Source organism: Allocoleopsis sp. (assembly GCF_036703385.1).
Lineage (GTDB): Bacteria > Cyanobacteriota > Cyanobacteriia > Cyanobacteriales > Coleofasciculaceae > Allocoleopsis.
In genome coordinates, this window is record NZ_DATNPA010000021.1 from 1 (window position 1) to 16,941 (window position 16,941).

13 protein-coding genes and 1 pseudogene are annotated in these 16,941 nt (G+C 48.1%); 6 read left to right on the plus strand and 8 right to left on the minus strand.

Going from position 1 to position 16,941, the window contains the following annotated elements:
- Positions 1 to 232: 232 nt before the first annotated feature.
- From V6C93_RS01015 to V6C93_RS01035, 5 genes are all read right to left on the minus strand, one after another.
- Entirely contained in the window at positions 233 to 1,147 is a 915-nt protein-coding gene (locus tag V6C93_RS01015) for a DUF2382 domain-containing protein (RefSeq protein WP_333474776.1), read from the minus strand.
- A gap of 93 nt (positions 1,148 to 1,240) precedes the next feature.
- Complete coding sequence (gene pgsA / locus V6C93_RS01020) at positions 1,241 to 1,804, minus strand: CDP-diacylglycerol--glycerol-3-phosphate 3-phosphatidyltransferase (RefSeq protein ID WP_333474777.1); 564 nt, start codon at positions 1,802 to 1,804, stop codon at positions 1,241 to 1,243.
- Between the two features lie 128 nt (positions 1,805 to 1,932).
- Positions 1,933 to 2,631 (minus strand): sugar transferase, encoded by a 699-nt coding sequence (locus V6C93_RS01025; RefSeq protein ID WP_333474778.1) that lies wholly within the window; start codon positions 2,629 to 2,631, stop codon positions 1,933 to 1,935.
- A gap of 214 nt (positions 2,632 to 2,845) precedes the next feature.
- Positions 2,846 to 4,930, minus strand: a complete 2,085-nt coding sequence (locus V6C93_RS01030; RefSeq protein ID WP_333474779.1) for a hypothetical protein — start codon at positions 4,928 to 4,930, stop codon at positions 2,846 to 2,848.
- A gap of 94 nt (positions 4,931 to 5,024) precedes the next feature.
- The gene (locus tag V6C93_RS01035) at positions 5,025 to 8,135 is read right to left on the minus strand and encodes a hypothetical protein (RefSeq protein ID WP_333474780.1); all 3,111 of its coding nucleotides are present in this window, start codon (positions 8,133 to 8,135) and stop codon (positions 5,025 to 5,027) included.
- Between the two features lie 578 nt (positions 8,136 to 8,713).
- Here V6C93_RS01035 and V6C93_RS01040 point away from each other — a divergent pair.
- From V6C93_RS01040 to cobT, 4 genes are all read left to right on the plus strand, one after another.
- Positions 8,714 to 9,421 carry a Crp/Fnr family transcriptional regulator gene (locus V6C93_RS01040; RefSeq protein WP_349262583.1) on the plus strand — a complete coding sequence of 236 codons (708 nt, stop codon included), beginning with the start codon at positions 8,714 to 8,716 and terminating at the stop codon, positions 9,419 to 9,421.
- A gap of 172 nt (positions 9,422 to 9,593) precedes the next feature.
- Positions 9,594 to 10,151 (plus strand): universal stress protein, encoded by a 558-nt coding sequence (locus V6C93_RS01045; RefSeq protein ID WP_333474782.1) that lies wholly within the window; start codon positions 9,594 to 9,596, stop codon positions 10,149 to 10,151.
- Positions 10,152 to 10,265: 114 nt separating this feature from the next.
- Positions 10,266 to 11,147 carry a DUF2232 domain-containing protein gene (locus tag V6C93_RS01050; RefSeq protein WP_333474783.1) on the plus strand — a complete coding sequence of 294 codons (882 nt, stop codon included), beginning with the start codon at positions 10,266 to 10,268 and terminating at the stop codon, positions 11,145 to 11,147.
- 183 nt (positions 11,148 to 11,330) lie between these two features.
- The gene (cobT, locus tag V6C93_RS01055; protein WP_333474784.1) at positions 11,331 to 12,668 is read left to right on the plus strand and encodes a nicotinate mononucleotide-dependent phosphoribosyltransferase CobT; all 1,338 of its coding nucleotides are present in this window, start codon (positions 11,331 to 11,333) and stop codon (positions 12,666 to 12,668) included.
- 279 nt (positions 12,669 to 12,947) lie between these two features.
- Here the strand turns inward: cobT and V6C93_RS01060 are convergent, their stop codons facing one another.
- Positions 12,948 to 13,328, minus strand: a complete 381-nt coding sequence (locus V6C93_RS01060) for a hypothetical protein (protein ID WP_333474785.1) — start codon at positions 13,326 to 13,328, stop codon at positions 12,948 to 12,950.
- Positions 13,329 to 13,904: 576 nt separating this feature from the next.
- Between V6C93_RS01060 and V6C93_RS01065 the strand changes: the two genes are divergently transcribed.
- Together V6C93_RS01065 and V6C93_RS01070 are read left to right on the plus strand one after the other, a co-directional pair.
- Complete coding sequence (locus V6C93_RS01065) at positions 13,905 to 14,543, plus strand: phycobiliprotein lyase (RefSeq protein WP_333474786.1); 639 nt, start codon at positions 13,905 to 13,907, stop codon at positions 14,541 to 14,543.
- A gap of 14 nt (positions 14,544 to 14,557) precedes the next feature.
- On the plus strand, positions 14,558 to 15,784 hold the full coding sequence (locus V6C93_RS01070) for an extracellular solute-binding protein (RefSeq protein ID WP_333474787.1): 1,227 nt from the start codon (positions 14,558 to 14,560) through the stop codon (positions 15,782 to 15,784).
- Between the two features lie 14 nt (positions 15,785 to 15,798).
- On the opposite strand, the gene V6C93_RS01075 is transcribed toward V6C93_RS01070, so the two are convergent.
- Both V6C93_RS01075 and V6C93_RS01080 read right to left on the minus strand, forming a co-directional pair.
- The gene (locus tag V6C93_RS01075) at positions 15,799 to 16,371 is read right to left on the minus strand and encodes a hypothetical protein (protein WP_333474788.1); all 573 of its coding nucleotides are present in this window, start codon (positions 16,369 to 16,371) and stop codon (positions 15,799 to 15,801) included.
- Positions 16,372 to 16,506: 135 nt separating this feature from the next.
- Positions 16,507 to 16,941, minus strand: a pseudogene (locus V6C93_RS01080) (hypothetical protein); the annotation flags it as partial.

A 16,941-nucleotide genomic window follows, 5' to 3' on the forward strand; every position in this document is an offset into this window, starting at 1 on the left:
TGAGGTCGATTTCTCGGTGGATGACGAGATTTTAAAAGCAGTTGAGTAGGGGCACTCCTTGTGGGTGCCCTAGAACTGCGGGTGCCCGCAGTTCTAGGTAGGGTAGGCACAAAACCTGCCCCTACAGTTCCTAAATTTGTCGAGCTTAGGGTGTAAGAGGTCAAAGCCCTTGTCAATTAACCAACAGCTTCTTTCCCATTACCAGGTATTTTTGCATTGGGATGCACCCGTGTTACTGTGGCTTCACAATCGGCTTTCCGTTCACGTCTACTTCTAACTCTTCGCGACGAAGTGTTTCTGTTGCATCCACCGTATCTCGCGAAATTTCTTTTCTGACGGTGACTTCCTCGCGGACAAAAGCCTGTTTTCCGATTTCCGCCGTCTCTTCGTAGACATTCATGTGAGCCACTTCGCCTTCATGGAAATCTACACTACCAGGAGTCACTGTAGCCCCAAGGTCTTCCGGTGTTGTGCGCTCAATTACCACACGTTCTTTCTCCACCGGAACCGAAACTCGTGCGGTTTCAGTTTCAACCCGCTTGCCGATCGCAACTTCACCAGTCTGGCGACGGTGTTTATTTGCAACTAACCGTTCTTCATACAGCCTGAGTGTTTGATGTTCCTGAGCATTCATTTGGTAGAGTGAAGGCTCATGCTCGTAGGTATAGGTATTGCGGTCATAAGCAACAGAGCTAGGCTGATTCGAGACAAAACGTGGCGTAGCCGCTTGAGCCGATACCCCCCTAACTCCTGATGTCTCCACAGGCGCTGAGGCTTCTACAGTGGGAGTGCGATAAACGTGCCGCACCCGCTCTTCGTAATCGTAATCAACCGTCATACTGTCATCGTATTCGGGTAATTTTTCCGCTTGCTCCTTGCTGGAAATTCCTATGGCGTAGATGCGTCGCGCCGCCGTATCAACATGGCAACGACCAACTGGAAGCAACACCTTCTTTCCAAAAATCCAGAAGCCTGTATCAATGACAAGATATCGGAAACTGCCTGTTTCATCCACAAGCACGTCATGAATGGAGCCAATTTTCTCATGGTTTCTCCCCGCATAGACATCAAGTCCCTTGACATCTTCTCCATCAAACGCTTCTTCGCGATAGTGTGGATTAAAATCTCCAATTTTGAAAAGAGGCATACTCCTGTCCCCAGAGTTATCTGTGTCCCAGTACGCCCATATTAGGAATCTGAAGACATTGATTCCTCTGGCTAACGGATGAGAAATCGGCTATTAGCTATCGGCTTTTAGACCACTCGTTGCCGTTGCTGGCGGATTGCTTTTTTGAGGCCACAAGTATATGGCACCCGAAATCCAGGTGAAGGCAACAGATATCCAGAAGGCAACTAGAGAGGGGGTTTTCCAGGAGTCGGGGGTTGGGGCAATCAAAAGTGCGATCGCTAAAATCTGACTCACGGTTTTGAGTTTTCCCCAAAGATTAGCACCACTAATGCTCGTACTACCTGTTAAGTTTGGGTTAACCCGCCAACCCGCAATCAGCAACTCCCGCGCCAAAATCAGAAAGACTCCCCAAGCGGGTACCTGTCCCAATTGAATTAACGCCATTAGAGGAGCCAAGACCAAAAATTTATCAACTAAGGGGTCAAGAAATTTGCCTAAATCGGTAATTTGGTTGAGTTTACGAGCCAGATAACCATCTAACCAATCGGTACCCGCCGCAACGAGAAAGACGACCAAACAAATCCAGCGCATTCGGTCGGTTGGATTATAGAGACCGTATAGGAGAAACGGCAACCCTAGCAGGCGAGAAAAGGTAATCCAGTTCGGTAAATTCATAAAACAGCAAAATAGCGAAGAGTGAAGATGCTTCTGTCTTCACTCTTAGCTTAGATTTCGCCAAAACGGCATTTTTTGGCAGAAATCTACTTGTCCTTTCAGCCTGAAGCTCGACGAATGCAACAGACTTAAAAAGCACCATCTTTACAGACAACAACCAGGAGAGTTTTGAAAATTAATTTGAGGTCGTAGGCAATAGACCACTTTTGCTGATAGGCAACATCCATGCGCACGATTTCTTCAAAATCTGTGACGCTAGAGCGTCCATTGGCCTGCCATTCACCGGTCATTCCAGGCTTAATATTCAAGCGATCCCAGTGATGCTTCTTATAGCGTTTCACTTCTTCCACGGTGGGTGGACGAGTGCCCACTAAGCTCATATCTCCTGTGAGGACGTTCCAAAATTGAGGCAATTCGTCCAAGCTGGTACGACGTAAAAATCGACCAACACGAGTCACACGAGGGTCATTTTGATTTTTGAAAATGTTGCCCTTGGCCTGATTCTGTACAAGATGCTGTAGGCGGTGAGCATCTACGACCATTGAGCGGAATTTCCACAGGCGGAAAGGCTTGCCCTTCAGGCCACAGCGCATTTGGCTATAAAAGATCGGGCCTGGATTATCTAGCTGGATGGCGATTGCGATCGGAATGGCGAAGATGACAGTAATCGCTAGTCCAACTAGCGCTCCCATGATGTCCAGCAATCGCTTGCGCTTGCTTTGCGCTGAGTAATGCAGATGCTGCTGAACCTTATAACCCTGGCTGGTGTGAGCGAGAAGTAGGAAGTCAACCGATAAGGCATCAGGAGACTGTGATGTGGTAGACACGGTTTAAGAGCGGTTGTTTACAGAGCATTAGGCATTTAGGTGACACCTATCAGGGATGATTATCCCTTTTCAGAGTTTGATGGTAGTCCGACCGCCCTAATTTACTGAGTCTTCACAATTCCCACGCTCTTGTTAAAGTTTTTGTGAAGTTGTCGTTTTTTGATTGAAACAAAACTTTAATTTTGATACCTTAACTAGATTAAGCTTTGTTAAGCTAAATCCAACTGACGAGCAGCGGTTCTTCAAACTTTTGATAGATACCAGACAAGACAAGCTGCATATAGTATCGAAGTAGGGCTTGCTGCTGGAGATTGCGCCGATAGAGGTGTCCGACTTGACCTGTGCCACTTGAGTCATGACCCTCTTTCAAAAAAAGTCCTGTACTTGCAGCAACCTGAGAGTAAAGTGGATTTTGATGGGAGGTGGGAAAGAGCCAGCTCGTCTTTTCAAGGGAGGGCACCAACCCCTCTGGTAAGTGGCCTTCTATCAAGTGAACCAGTCGTTCATAACAAGTGCGGGTGTTGAGTCCCCGATGTTCCAACTGCTGCATGATTTCTTCAAGTCGGTAAAGACGCTCTGCTGATTCAGGTGCGGTTTCCGGAAAAGCACGGAGTAGCTCTAAAAAAAGGAAATAGTCACTATACTGCTGCCGAGAGCGATTTAACAGTTGGGGATACAGAGGCAACGTTGCCAGTCCAGCCGCAACCCAGCTTCCACCCGGTGAATCAGTGTCCCGAATGACAGTGGCGTTGGGGAGTCGCTTGTGTATCCACTCGGTCAGTGCGATTAAATTAGCACTACCTCCTAGCAACAAGACTTGATAAATACCGTGTTCTGATATTCCGGTTTCCAGCAGCAGCGCATTCAGCTTTTGATGGAGCTGTTGAATAAACGGTTGAACAACACGGTCTTCTAAATCAAGACGTGTGAGTGTAAACCGCTCTTTGCCCAGATCTAGGGTAAATTTCCCTTTGTGTTGCAAGATTAACTTTAGGCAACCCGCTGCTTTGAGGAATGCTTGTCCTAAGGAAGAACTCTGCAACAGCAATGCCAAGCGATCGCGTCGTTGCGGATCAGGTTGACCGGGTTGCGGGAATTCTAAATCATCACTGAGTGAGAGCTGCTGCTGTTGCTCACCAGACAGTTGAGGATACAATAATTGGCAGAAAATATCTTGCGCGATCGCTTGGCCTGCATAAGGCAAACTACACAGACTAAAGTCACTGTACCTTAACTCTTGAAGGTCATCGGGCAAATCCACCAAAGCGAGCTCCGTCGTAGTCGCTCCCGCGTTAATCACCAGAGTACCCCCGTGCCAAGGGGAAGGTGACCGGAGTTTTGGTGATAATGTAGCCAGATCCCCTAGAGGGGTGAAGGATGGTTCTTCGTTCTGGGTTTGAGTTGAGAAATTCTCCCCCTCTCCCTCCTCGTATAAGCTCTGTTTCTCCCTCGTCGGAGCATCAGATTTAGCAGTAGGTAAAGCTGCCAATACAGAAGCGATCGCATCCTCCAGAAAGAAAATTTGTTCCGGAGAATCTACCAGCTTAGCGGCTAGCACAGCTTCTCGTAAATTGAAGTGGTAAGTCTCTCCCCAAGCAGCCGGACAGCCCAGAATCACACCTTCTAGGTGCTGTAAGGCATCTTCCCACATTTCCACCGCCAGACCTTGTACTGCCACCTTGAGCATAGTATTGACTTGGGTACTATTCGGCTTTAGCGTGGCAAACAGTGCTTGCACAGCCTGCCGCACCCAGTACAGAGAGACTACCTGCTGAGATGAAGTGGTGTTTGTAGATAGTACGTTCTCTTCCTTGCTTCCCTTGTCTTGCCGATCTACTCCCTTGGACTGCAACTGGGGATGAGCAGGTAATTGCAATGTTGGTTCCCACTTATGACGTTGTGGGCAATAGTAGGGAATGCCAAGATTCAAATAGGATTTAAAGTTTTCCAGCAATACTCCCGGCTGGTTATGGGCTAGGGTAGAAGCCAAGGAACCTACAACTATTGGTGCGATCGCCTTCGCCTGCTCAACAAAGCGCTTACTCGCTGCTGGTTCAGAATAGGCGACAGCGGGTAAACGAAAGATCGGCTCCTCAGAACTAGGGGGGGTGATTTGAGAAGTCTCCGTAGGTAATTCATCAGCCGTTACGGGTACTTCGTGCGACCAAGAGATGGGGTATCGCTGTCTCGTCGAGTAGTTCAATAGGACAGCAGAAATACCCGTGGTACCAAAGTCAATTCCCAAGTACCAGACAGCGCTGCTAGAGTTCGCATCTGTTTGCTTTGATGATGCAGGCATTAAGTTTTGAGCAGGTAGAGGCAGATTCTGGAGAAAGTGTGTGCTTTCTTTTGTTTGGCGGTTGTGTTCAAACTTGACACTGACTGTCGTTGATTTACGGTTGAGCTTCGGAATCGGAACCAGGGTTAATTTTTTCGGGGTTGTCGGATTGCTCTGAGTTCAACGCTTCAGTATGAGGAAAGTTTACCTGAAAATTCGACTCACTTGAAAGCTCTCCCTCCTGTGTCAGGTTCTCTAATGTGCTATCCTCACTTAACCCTTCAGTAGAGGGCTGGCTTGGCTCTTGTGAAGTTACAACCTGATGGTTCGGGGTGGATAATTCTACGTTCTCAGATTCCGGTTGCTCTAAGTCCACACCAGATGCGGCTAAGTTATCCGAGTCATGTTCCAGGACATCTTGGGGCGATATGGGGTCTTGCCTGGGGTCAGATGCCTCAGGATGTCCCTCTTCCCTCAAAGCTCCAGGCATAGCTGTGCTGCCTTCCCCCTCTAGGTCTGTATCAAGGACTTCTTGGGTAAAGAAATCCGAGTCCAACTCCAATTCGGGTGAGGCAAAGGAGGCTGTGGCGTCCCACGGCGCGATCGCTTCCTCCGTCGTGCTATCCGTTGGCTCATCCCACCGCATCTCATCCACAACAGGCTCATCCTCAAACGCGAAGTAGGCTGGCTCATTCTCTTGTGTGATCAGCTCTCCGGAATCGGCTACACTCGCCTGTATCGTAGTCTCTTGATCGAGTTCCAGCGCTTCTGAGGGAAACAAATCTGGGTCAAAATCCGACTCGACTAATTCGGCGGCTGTCGGTATTGCATCGTTAGCAAACTCCCGTTCTCTTAACCAATAATTGAGTACGAACTCTTCCCAGTCTTCCGCCAATGACTCCTGTGGCGGCATGAAAAATGGCTGGTTCTGAGCATACGATGGCTCCACCCCTGGTGTGACGGTTGACCCTTCTAGATCAGGGCTGAGCCACTGCTGCTCGTCCTGTCTTGGGGTCGTCTGACCCATAGACCCCTCAAAACTATCGAGGTCTTGCTGGAGCTGCTGGAGCGTGTTGGGGTCTAAGGAGAGATCTACCTCTGGATCGCTCTCTAAGGTAGTCGTTTCCAGCAAATCTTCTTCGGGTGAGGCTGGGATGTAGTGGTCTTCAACCCGACTAGCTTCCGAGTTAGGCGTTTGGGATTCGGACGGCTGAGGGGTTGGGGTCGGCAGGAAGTGGTCTTCTGCCACCGTTACCTCCGGACTCAAACCCATTTCCTCAAACAAATCGGTTAACGCCGCAATGGTCACAATAGCTTCTTGTCTGCTGAGGCTATTCTGATGTGAGTCGTCTGTGCTGACCGAAGACTGTGCTTGTTGGGGTAAATCGGTTTGGCTGAGGGACTCAGACTCCGACTCCTCAAAAAATACAGCTTCCCATGATTGCGCCCACTCTTGCGTTGCTTCCGTTGGAGGTTGAGCTTGGGACGGTAGAATATCTGGCGGCTGCTCGACAGCATCTGTGTTCACGGAAAGTCCTGCAAACAAGGCATCCTCAACCTGAGGCGGTAAGGACGTGACCGAGTCAGCATTAACGCTGGGGTCATCTGCGATCGCTTCTGGTGTTGCGTTTTGTGCGATTGCTGGAAACTCCTCGGATGCGGGCATGGACTCTGAGCTATCTGACTTCCCTTCAATAGAGAAATCTGAGGCCTCTTTATTTACTGTGTCGGTTAAAGCGTCTGTCCCAAAGAGACTTTGATATAATTCGTCAATTTCTTGGCGACGGCGATCGGCATTTAGGGTGAGTTCAGCCGCCACTTCCGAGTTGTCTAATCCTGTGACTTCAGCGACTTCTGACTCCGAGACATCTTGCTGTCTTTCATTGAGCCAAGCCAACAGGAAATCTGAATCTTGACTATCTAAGGAGTTTGGTGTACCTATCCCTTCTGGTGAGGAGAATGATGTTGGCTCTTCGAGGTCTAGCTGTATAAAAGTCTCTAGCTGATCGTTGTCATCTAGCTCAAAGTCGAGATTGTCAGCCTCTATTCCTTCAACGATTTCCCAATCTTCCGAGGTCAGGTTTTGTAGCACATTATTTTGCGGGGTTGACTGAGACGGCTCGGAAAGCAATGGCGAAGAATCAGCTGTGGGAATTGTCTCTTGAGACGAGGTGGAGACGGGCTGAGTCGCGTCTTCGGTTACAGGTTTGGGTTGGAGCGAAAGTGGCTCTAGCGGCAATGGCTCAGTAAAGCTGAGGGCTGCGCTGGGCACCAACGTTTCTGGTGTTGTGAGGCTGATACCCTTTGCCTGCGTTGGATTCGCTAAATCGGAGGGTGGTACGGATGAGGAGAGACGGGTTGAGGGGTCTTGTGTCAACGGCTCTAGCCAGCGATTCACCACGGCTGTAAACAACATCTCGCCTTGAGAGCCCAAGTTGTGCATCTTTTCCAATCCTTGGGACAAAGAGGCTTGATAGCCCCGGAGATCGCGCTCTAAAGCCTCAAAGATCGCCCGTTGGTTGGCCTCTAAGGTGATCAGCAATTGGTCGGTGTGAGCTTGTAGCTTCCGCAGTTGCTCACTGGTTGATGGAGCCTGCCTCACCGGCTCCATCGGCTCTTGATCCAGAAAAGCGGGTGCGATCGCGCGATCGCTTCCAGCCAGGGGGATCGGAGAGTAGGGAGTATAGGCTGCGTCGTGCGATCGTTCGGGCCATTCGGAATGTCCCATGCGACGCTCAAAATTCGCTAAAATTTGAGCTAGCTGTTGTGTCAAGCTTTCGCTATAACGGTCAATCAATCCCTGGGAAAACTCGGAAATAATCTGCTGTTGAGGGGTACTACCCTGACTTATTGAATCAATCTGCCGTCTTTTTTGTTCTAGCTGTCGAATTTCTTGAACCAGAGCTTCCCGTTGTTGACGCAGAGCTTCTATGTCTGACTGCAAGGGCTGCATTAAGTTAGCTCGCAGAAACTTCATTTCTTGAGTAACCGCTTGCATGATCTGGTCTACTACTTGTTGCTGAGCTGGCGTTGCAGGTAGGGGCAGCTCTGTTGAGGCGGCGGCAAAATTCTGTTGTTGGGAAACCAGATAACTCCGAACTCGCCCCAAAACCCGGCGCTCTTGGGCCATATCACCGGGCTTAGACCAGGGAAGACGAGCATCTGCTTTAGGGAGGATGCTGTCAATATCAGCGATCAGAGATTGAATATCCTTCAAAGAAGCCACGGTGAAACCCTTGACGAGAATAAGTGCACTGATACAGGAGTGAGTATGATTCCCCTGCTTTTTATGTTAAATAAACAAGAGCCACTGAGGCTATGGGGATTGTTAGAGCCCATGAACTCAGGTTGAAGGCTGCTATCAATTGCAGAAAAATACCTATACCAGTTTCTCCCTAAAAATCCGGTAATTTAAATAAATTGATAAATATTCGGCTTTTTTGTCCTGATCGTAAACTCATTACAACTTCCACTTACTGAATTTACGAGATGCCCCCTGGCACAAATAGAATTTTTGGAGGTCGATCAATATAGAGGATAATAATGGACACATGACTCGATGAGTGCCTCAAGCTCTGACAGAATCAGCACCTGAAGGCACCTCCCTAAGGGGTAGAGCCGTCCTATGTGAGGAAACAACCTCTGCTTACGTCATTTTGGCTTGTCTTGAAAGGTTGGTGAGGTGCCTGAAACCCATTGTTCTGTTGCTTTGCAAACATTAAACTCCGAGCAGCCTCCTGCTTCAATTTAGGGGACAGCTAAGACTTTATCTGTCCACCGCGTTTACAATGTGCTCGTGATTTCATGGAAGACCGATACAACTCACACGAAATGAACTCAAATGTTAATGAGTTGATTAGCGCGGCACCTTTTTTTGCTGGCTTACCAGAAGCTACTGTAGAGCAAGCCACTGCTCACGTTGTCACCCGTAGCCATCCGGCCAACCGAGTAATCTTGTTGGAGAATGACTGGGGTGGCTCTGTTTACTTCATTTTGGAAGGATGGGCAAAGATTCGCACCTACAACCTTGACGGCAGAGAGGTGACCCTCAACATTTTAGGAAAAGGAGAACTCTTTGGCGAAATGGCGGCGCTCGATGAGGTGCCGCGTTCCACCGATGTGATTACGCTAACGTCCACAACGATTGGCAGTATCCCAGCTCAGGATTTTGTCCAGCTAGTCCATAGCGAACCCCTAGCGGGTGTCCGCTTATCTCAGCTGCTGGCAAAGCGTCTGCGTCAAGTCAATCGGCGTCTCCGCCTCCGGGAGTCGGATAGTACGTCTAGGGTGGCAGATACGTTATTGTTTTTAGCAGAAGGACAAGGGAAGTTGAAACAACAAGGAACTGAAATTCCCAATCTACCCCATCGAGAGTTAAGCAGCCTCAGTGGTTTGGCGCGGGAGACAGTGACGCGAGTGTTGACCAAGCTGGAAAAAAAGGGGCTAATTAAGCGCGATAACGACATCATGTACATCCCTGATGTGGCTGCCTTGGAAAAGATCATTGCCTAGTTCAGGATTCATCACGAGTCCAAAAACAACGAAAGCAATGCTTAGGGAGGAGGGTGGGCATTGCTCACCCTCCTCATTTAATTCAAAATACCAGGAATAGAATTAGTTTTAAACAAGCCCTCAGGGCGTCGAGCGTCGATTTTCTGGAACACCCTATACCACTGCAAAACAGATGAGTTTTAAGAAAATCCTTGTTGCTATTAACAACTCGCCGTTAAGTATTCATGTCTTTACAGCGGCGCTAGAACTAGCTCAGACCAATAGAGCGGCGTTCAAGCTGTTTCACTGCATTCCCCCGGAAATGATGTCTGAACCAGCGGTTCCTATGTCTTACGATCCGAACTTACAGCCTAGCTTTACGGTTAGCAATTACCAGACTCAACAAATTATCATAGATCAGCAGATGGAGGCTGCCGATGCACTGCTGCAACGCTACTGCCAAGAAGCGCTGAACCAAGGGGTGCCTATGGAGGCTGATTACCAGGTTGGGGAAGCGGGTCATCTCGTGTGTGAAGTGGCAAAGAGTTGGGAGGCCGATTTAATCGTCGTCGGGCGTCGGGGTCGTTCAGGATTAGCAGAAGTGTTACTGGGAAGCGTAAGTAACTATGTGGTACACCACGCTCCTTGTTCGGTGTTGGTAATTCAAGAATTAGAGTCTCAGACCACTGAGCAATCTGCCTCAGAGTTTTTGTCAGAGGAAACTCAGCCGCCCCCAAGTGACGAAAGGTAAGCAGTAATGGGTTACAGGTTAGCAGGTTGCCAAGTTGGTAAGTTCAAGGTTCAGGTCAACCATCAAGCGTCAACCTTCAACCCTCCGACTAATGAATAATGATACTGAATTTGCATGAGCGATCCTTCTGATAATGCCCCATCGTCTCGCCCCGATCCTTGTGAGGAAACGAAGAACCATCCTTTCAAATCGGCAGCAGAACCCCTGAGCGACTATTCTGACTCAACTGAGCAAACTGAACAAGACCCAGTACCACCCACTTCAACAGGTGAAACGGATGCGTTTGAAGAGCCACAAGTCAGTGGCACCGCCCTGACTGGGAGTACTCTCATGGATTCTCCAGAAGACGCCAAGCTAAGAAATCCTCAGCCTGTGACTAGAGGGCCACTAGCAATGGTGGAAACAGCATTTCTTGCCAGCGCTGCTAGCTTAATTTGGCTGATTAATTATTACTTCCCTCTGGGGCCAGTGCTGCGGATGTTTTTCCCGATACCGATCGCGTTAGTCTATCTGCGCTGGGGAAACCGAGCCTCTTGGATGGCGGCAATTGTTTCGGGGTTATTGCTGTCGGTACTCATGGGGCCAACCCGCAGTATTCTGTTTGTTATACCTTATGGCCTGATGGGCGTCCAGCTAGGAGCCATGTGGAAACGTCGAGCCCACTGGCTCTTATCGATGACTACAGGAGCGCTGCTGGGCACGATAGGATTCTTTTTTCGATTTTGGCTGCTTTCCCTTCTCTTGGGTGAAGATTTATGGGTCTACGTGATGACTCAAATTACCCAGTTGACGGAGTGGGGGTTTACAAAACTAGGGTTATTAGCTCAGCCAGATCTAACTTTAATTCAGGCGATCGCTGTGGTGATGATCATCCTGAATAATCTGGTTTATTTATTCGTTGTCCATCTGGTTGCGTTACTCATGCTTGATCGCTTAGGTAACCCAATTCCGCGACCCCCTAACTGGGTACAAGTTTTGCTGGATTACGAAGGGTGATAAGAGTTGAAGGTTAAAAGGTTACAGGTTGTAGGTTGCAGGTTAAAAGGTTGCAGGTTGCAGGTTGCAGGTTAAAAGGTTGCAGGTTGCAGGTTAAAAGGTTGCAGGTTGTAGGTTGTAGGTTGTAGGTTGCAGGTTAAAAGACTGACTTGAACTTTCTTCTAACCTTCCCACATCCAAACCATGATCCGAATTTATACTCAACCGACTCAGGGACATCAATGGTTGCAGCAGTATCAAGGACGCCGACCAATACTGGCTTGTATTTTAGGATTTACCGCCACAGCTTTGATTCCCGGTATTTCGGCGGCTGGGGCAACACCCGACGATCGCAAATACACTGCGATCGCAGATGGAGAATTTTTGCTCAACGGTGTTCAACCCAAGCCTCAATATCCCCTGCCACCACTCACCGCTGGGGCATCCCCTGTACTGATTTCCCGTGCTGTCGTTGAGGCATTCGACCTCCCTGTTTATCTGTTCAATGCGGGCTTACCTCAGTCTCCCGCAGTACCTGCCATTGACTTAGGGGGTGTCCCGGCTAAGTGTCTTACGTCCGGGAATGCCTTACCCCTCGACACGGTGAAACATCTATTTGAACAAGGCGTAAAGTGGGGAGAAAAGCTGGCGGAAACGGCCGATGAAGGCTATGTGATTATCAGTGAGTGTGTGGTAGGAGGAACCACAACGGCTTTGAGTATACTCACGGGTTTGGGGATTGTGGCAGCGGGCAAGGTCAACAGTAGTCACCCGCAGTGCAATCATGCCCAAAAGTGGGCGATTGTGCAGGAGGGCTTGCGATGTGCAGGACTGGGGACTGAGGAAGTGGGGGAAAATCCAAAATCCAACATCCAAAATGCAAAATTGATTGACCCGTTCCAGTTAGTAGCAGCAGTAGGAGATCCGATGCAAATTGTGGCGGCTGGAATGGCGATCGCAGCGAGTCATCACTGTGGAGTATTGCTTGCCGGTGGTACGCAAATGCTGGCTGTTTATGCTTTAGCGCAGGCGTTGAGCCAGCTTGATGCATCAGTTCTACCTTCCGACACAGATCTTGCTGCTCAATCGTCCCTAACTAAGAAGGGGATTGGTGACATAGAACAAGAGTTGGAAGTTAGTAAGTTGAAGGTTGAACGTTGTCTGGAAAACCTTCAACATTCAACCTCCAAACATTCAACCTCCCAACCTCCCAACCTTCAACCCAGTCCCCAGCCCCCAAGTCCCTCACTGAAATGGCAACCCGAACGAGTTGTAGTTGGAACAACTCGTTGGGTAGCAGAAGACCCCACAGGTGATACTGTTGGATTAGCACGAGACGTCGGCAGCGTACCGCTTTTGGCAACACCGTTAAGTTTTGCCACATCTCGCTATCCTCAGCTACAAGCTTATGAGGAAGGCTATGTCAAAGAAGGGGTCGGGGCGGGGGGATGTGCGATCGCAGCACATCTTTACAAAGGCTGGAACACGGTGCAATTACTGGGCACCATTGAAGCTTTAGTAGAGCGATACTGCCCAAGTTAATACCATTACGTCGAAGTTAGTGAGATTAGTTTAGCAAGGGTCACCTCTAGCAAGACCAACTACACAAGTACAACGCCAGGTTTTAGTCTCAGTTCAAGTAAGCTTCATAATTATAGCTATACAGTTCAGTTGCACCCGTCATCCACACAAAGAAAGACTCTTTGGCTATATTTGTACAGGTACTACACTGATTTGAGGTTAATCTTCTCTATAGGCAAGTAACGCTGTACTTTCTCTGGTCATGTGAGAGTTGTTTTCAAGAGCTGCTCGACTGCAAACCTAAGAGTGAATTCTCCGAGCTAGCAGCTGTTCTTCCAGAGCAGCGATGCGATTATACGCTGCGGTTAGTTGGGCGGTCAGACGTTGAACTTGAATGTCCGCCGATAGAGTATTCTCACTGCTTTGATGAGAATTGGGAAGTTCGCTTTTACCATCGATCAGGACGTCTTTATGATCCATCACAGAGTCAAGAAGACTTGGACTTTGATAGGTATACGACCTGAACTGTCCAGCTGACGAGAAAGGGTTACTTTCCTGACGTGGCATCTGTTTGATTTCAGTCAGCGATTCTGAGACTTTGCAACTAAGCTGGTCAATGATTTGGTAGAGTGCATCGACTTTATGACTCAGAGCGATGACTTGCTTTTGAACGGCATCCATGCGATCTCCTAGTGTCCAAAACTGGGTTCACTTTTATGCTATTCACTTTAGGGGTAAATTGACCTTGATTGCTGATTGATTTAACTATTGCAAAAAACGACCTGATAAAACCGTTGACTCATTTTTAATCAGGTAAATTTAAAAAATTGACATTTACAGGGTTAGCAAATATACTTAGTTCCTCATTCCTGTTGGCTGAGCCCTCCTAATTCCCTGTAATGAAGATGGAATAGTAAACAATACCAATTTAACCAGAGGAGGCGACGGATCATAGATTGAAACCATTGCCTCCAGAAGGCTTGTGCAATCCAAAATCCAAAATGCTATAACCCTCGTAACTTTAGGCGATTTATACGTTAAAAATAGCAAAATTGATACAAGAAAGCCGATTATTTTGCCCTTGATGTTCAGGGGGTAGGATTTTCTTGACTGTGTGGGGTCAGACTTTGGCTTATAGATTAGGATAGCTCTGTCAGGTTCTTCTTGTCTGTCTAAGAGGTCACAAAAATTATGCTAATTTTCTTAAAAGAGCGAATTTTCTCTTTTCTGGTAAAGATTTAGGTCATTCCCCAAAAAATGCTTGAGTTTCAGGAATTTTTTACCGCCTGCACAGGTTTATGGAAAACACAAAGAATGTATCATTCTGTCCTCCAGGGTCAGGTTGAACGTTCTTATACAGAATTTCGTGTGGAATCGTTGACGGGTGACCAAAAACAGCATGTTTTGTCCCTATCCTCCCTGGAAGGTATCAAATTTGACTTGACGCAAGTTCAGTCGGATGAGATAGTCTGTCCAGGGTTTGCGATCGCCTTTGATACCATCTCAGAAACGGGTGAACAAGTGTCAATGAGTCTCAAGGCACTGTTTATCCCTGATGCTTACGTAACCCCAGACGAAACGTCGCCTGCTATTCCATCAATACCGTTAGCAGCTCAAGTTCCAACCGCAGAAGAGGTGATACAGGGTTATTATCTGCGGGATGAGGGTTACTCAGAACCGGGTGCCATACAGAGTCGCTTTACCTATTTACCCAGTCGTCAAACTCTGGAGATGACAAGCTACTATAGGCGTTCAGTTGCCATTGACCAAATGCGTTTGGTTGCACCCGATTTACGATTACGCACAATTATCACCTACAAGCGTCCGGAAACAGGCGAGCCACCCACGGTTATTGACCTTGTGGGTTTTGGTGTTGAACAGCGGCAGGCGCTGTAGGGGGGAGGCAGAGAATGATGAAGCGACGATCCTTTTTAGTGGGTGGCAGTTCTCTAGCACTAGGTCAACTGATGTCTGGGTGTAACCCTCAGCAACAGGCGTCTTTGAACGTACAGTTGTTGAAAGGTTCCATTCCGGCTCAGATGCTTAATGAATTTCGTAAGGGATTGAAATTACCTGCTAAGCTCGATTTCGCTCCAGAAAATCAGTTAAATGATTTATTTAAACGCCTGAAAATTTGGAAGCAGCAAGCTGGAAAAAAAGAGAATCAGCAATGGTTGCCTTTACCTTTCATCAGCGATAAAACGCCTGAGCTTGCTAATTTGGTGACGTTAGGAGATTACTGGTTAGAACAGGCGATTCATGAGAAACTCATTCAACCCCTCGATCTTGAAGATGGGAAAGGCTGGCAGCAATTACCGCCCCGTTGGAAAGAGTTAGTGAGACGCAATGCTCAAGGTCAGTTGACTAAAAATGGTCAAGTGTGGGGCGCACCCTACCGCTGGGGTACTACCGTCATTGCCTATCGCCGGGATAAGTTTGAGGAGTTAGGGTGGACACCCAAGGATTGGAGTGACTTGTGGCGTCCCGAATTGCGCGATCGCATTTCTCTTTTGGATCAGCCTCGCGAAGTGATTGGTCTGACCTTAAAAAAACTTGGATTGTCCTACAACCATAAGAATTTGAGCCAAGTGCCCAACTTAAAAGAAGAACTGCTGAAGCTACATCAACAAGTCAAGTACTACAGCTCTGACAACTATCTGGAAGCCTTGCTTTTAGGAGATACTTGGCTAGCGTTGGGTTGGTCAACTGATGTGTTATCCGTGCGAGGGAGTTATCGCCAAATTGACGCTGTGGTTCCCCTGTCAGGAACAGCACTTTGGGCAGATGTCTGGGTGCAACCGACATCTCTCTCCACTAGCTCCAACCTGAGAAAGATATCTGCTCCGTCCAAGCCGCCTACTGATGTTAACCCTAACGTATCTTTAGCGAAGCAGTGGATTGAGTTTTGCTGGCAGCCTCAGTCCGCCAAGGAAATTTCTGTATTGAGCAATGCTGCCTCGCCGATATTCGCCGAAGTCGAGCCGACGAACTTACCAAAAGATCTTCAAGACAACCACTTACGTCTACCCGATAGTTCAATTGTTAAAAAAAGTGAGTTTATTGAACCCTTGCCTGAGGCAGTATCTAAAGAGTATGAAAAACTTTGGATACAAATCCGTAGCGTAAAGCGCAATTAGAATTTGCCACCGAGTTATTTGCCACGAGCTGGTAAACTATCCCTTCCAAAGGAATCGAATACTTTAAGCTGGCAATCGGGTAAAGTTGTACTGTAATTACAGGTATAGGTTGCTAAGAGTGCTGAGCGATCGTTGAAGACCCTGACATTGTACTGATAATCTCTAGCAGCAGTACCATACTTGCTCAAAAAACTATATCGTCCTAAATAGTCGAGGAGAGTCCAGAGTTGGCGATTGACCACTAAATCCACTCTCTTCTTATCTTGATACGCAATCCAATTCTCAATGAGTTTGCCATCAAACTCATTAAACTGTTCTTCTGCCCACCAAAGACTAGGGTTGGTTAAACTGGTCGGCGAGATGGTACTTGCGGTTACCCAATCACTTTGTGGGGGTCGAGTCTTTTGCTCTAGCAGTTTTGTATCTAGGGGTTCAAAGGAGGGCGCTGGTATTAATGATGTTTGTGCCCATGTCAATTGAGGCATCAAAATCGCAAGGACACTTAAGCCCAGGAAAACTCTAGAAACCTGCTGACTCAATTTTGAGACAAAATTCCTATCCTTGAACCGAACAGTGGAAGCAGTCATTGATTGGCATCTTGATTCTTGCGCTGGAGCCTTCGTTTTTCTCGTTGACGTTACTGGAAAGGTGAGAAGGAGGGGGCAACCCTCAGGGAGATTGCCCCATCAGTGATGACGGCATCACTGATTAGTACCCTGCTACTAAGGTGTTGTAGTCGTACCTGTGCTAGGACTTGTGCCAGTACCCGTGGTGCCTGTAGTACCAGTGCCAGTATTTGTCCCAGTGCCAGTTCCCGTGCCTGTGCCAGTTCCCGTACCAGTGCCAGTTCCCGTGCCTGTGCCAGTTCCCGTACCAGTACCTGTGTCTGTGGTGCCTGTATTAGTTCCTGTGCTTGTGCTGGAACTAGAGGAATTGCTATTGGTTAGATTGTTAGCTTGATCAACTGGAAGTTGGCGCAGACCTACTAAACCAGGGAAACAGCGGCTAGAAGGCCCAACTTCTTGATAAACGACTTCTACTGTACCATTGCTCCCTTGACCTTCACTGGATGTGCTACCTGTCGAACCTGTGGTGCCTGAGCCCGTGGTGCCTGAGCCCGTGGTGCCTGAGCCCGTTGTATCTGAACCCGTGGTGCC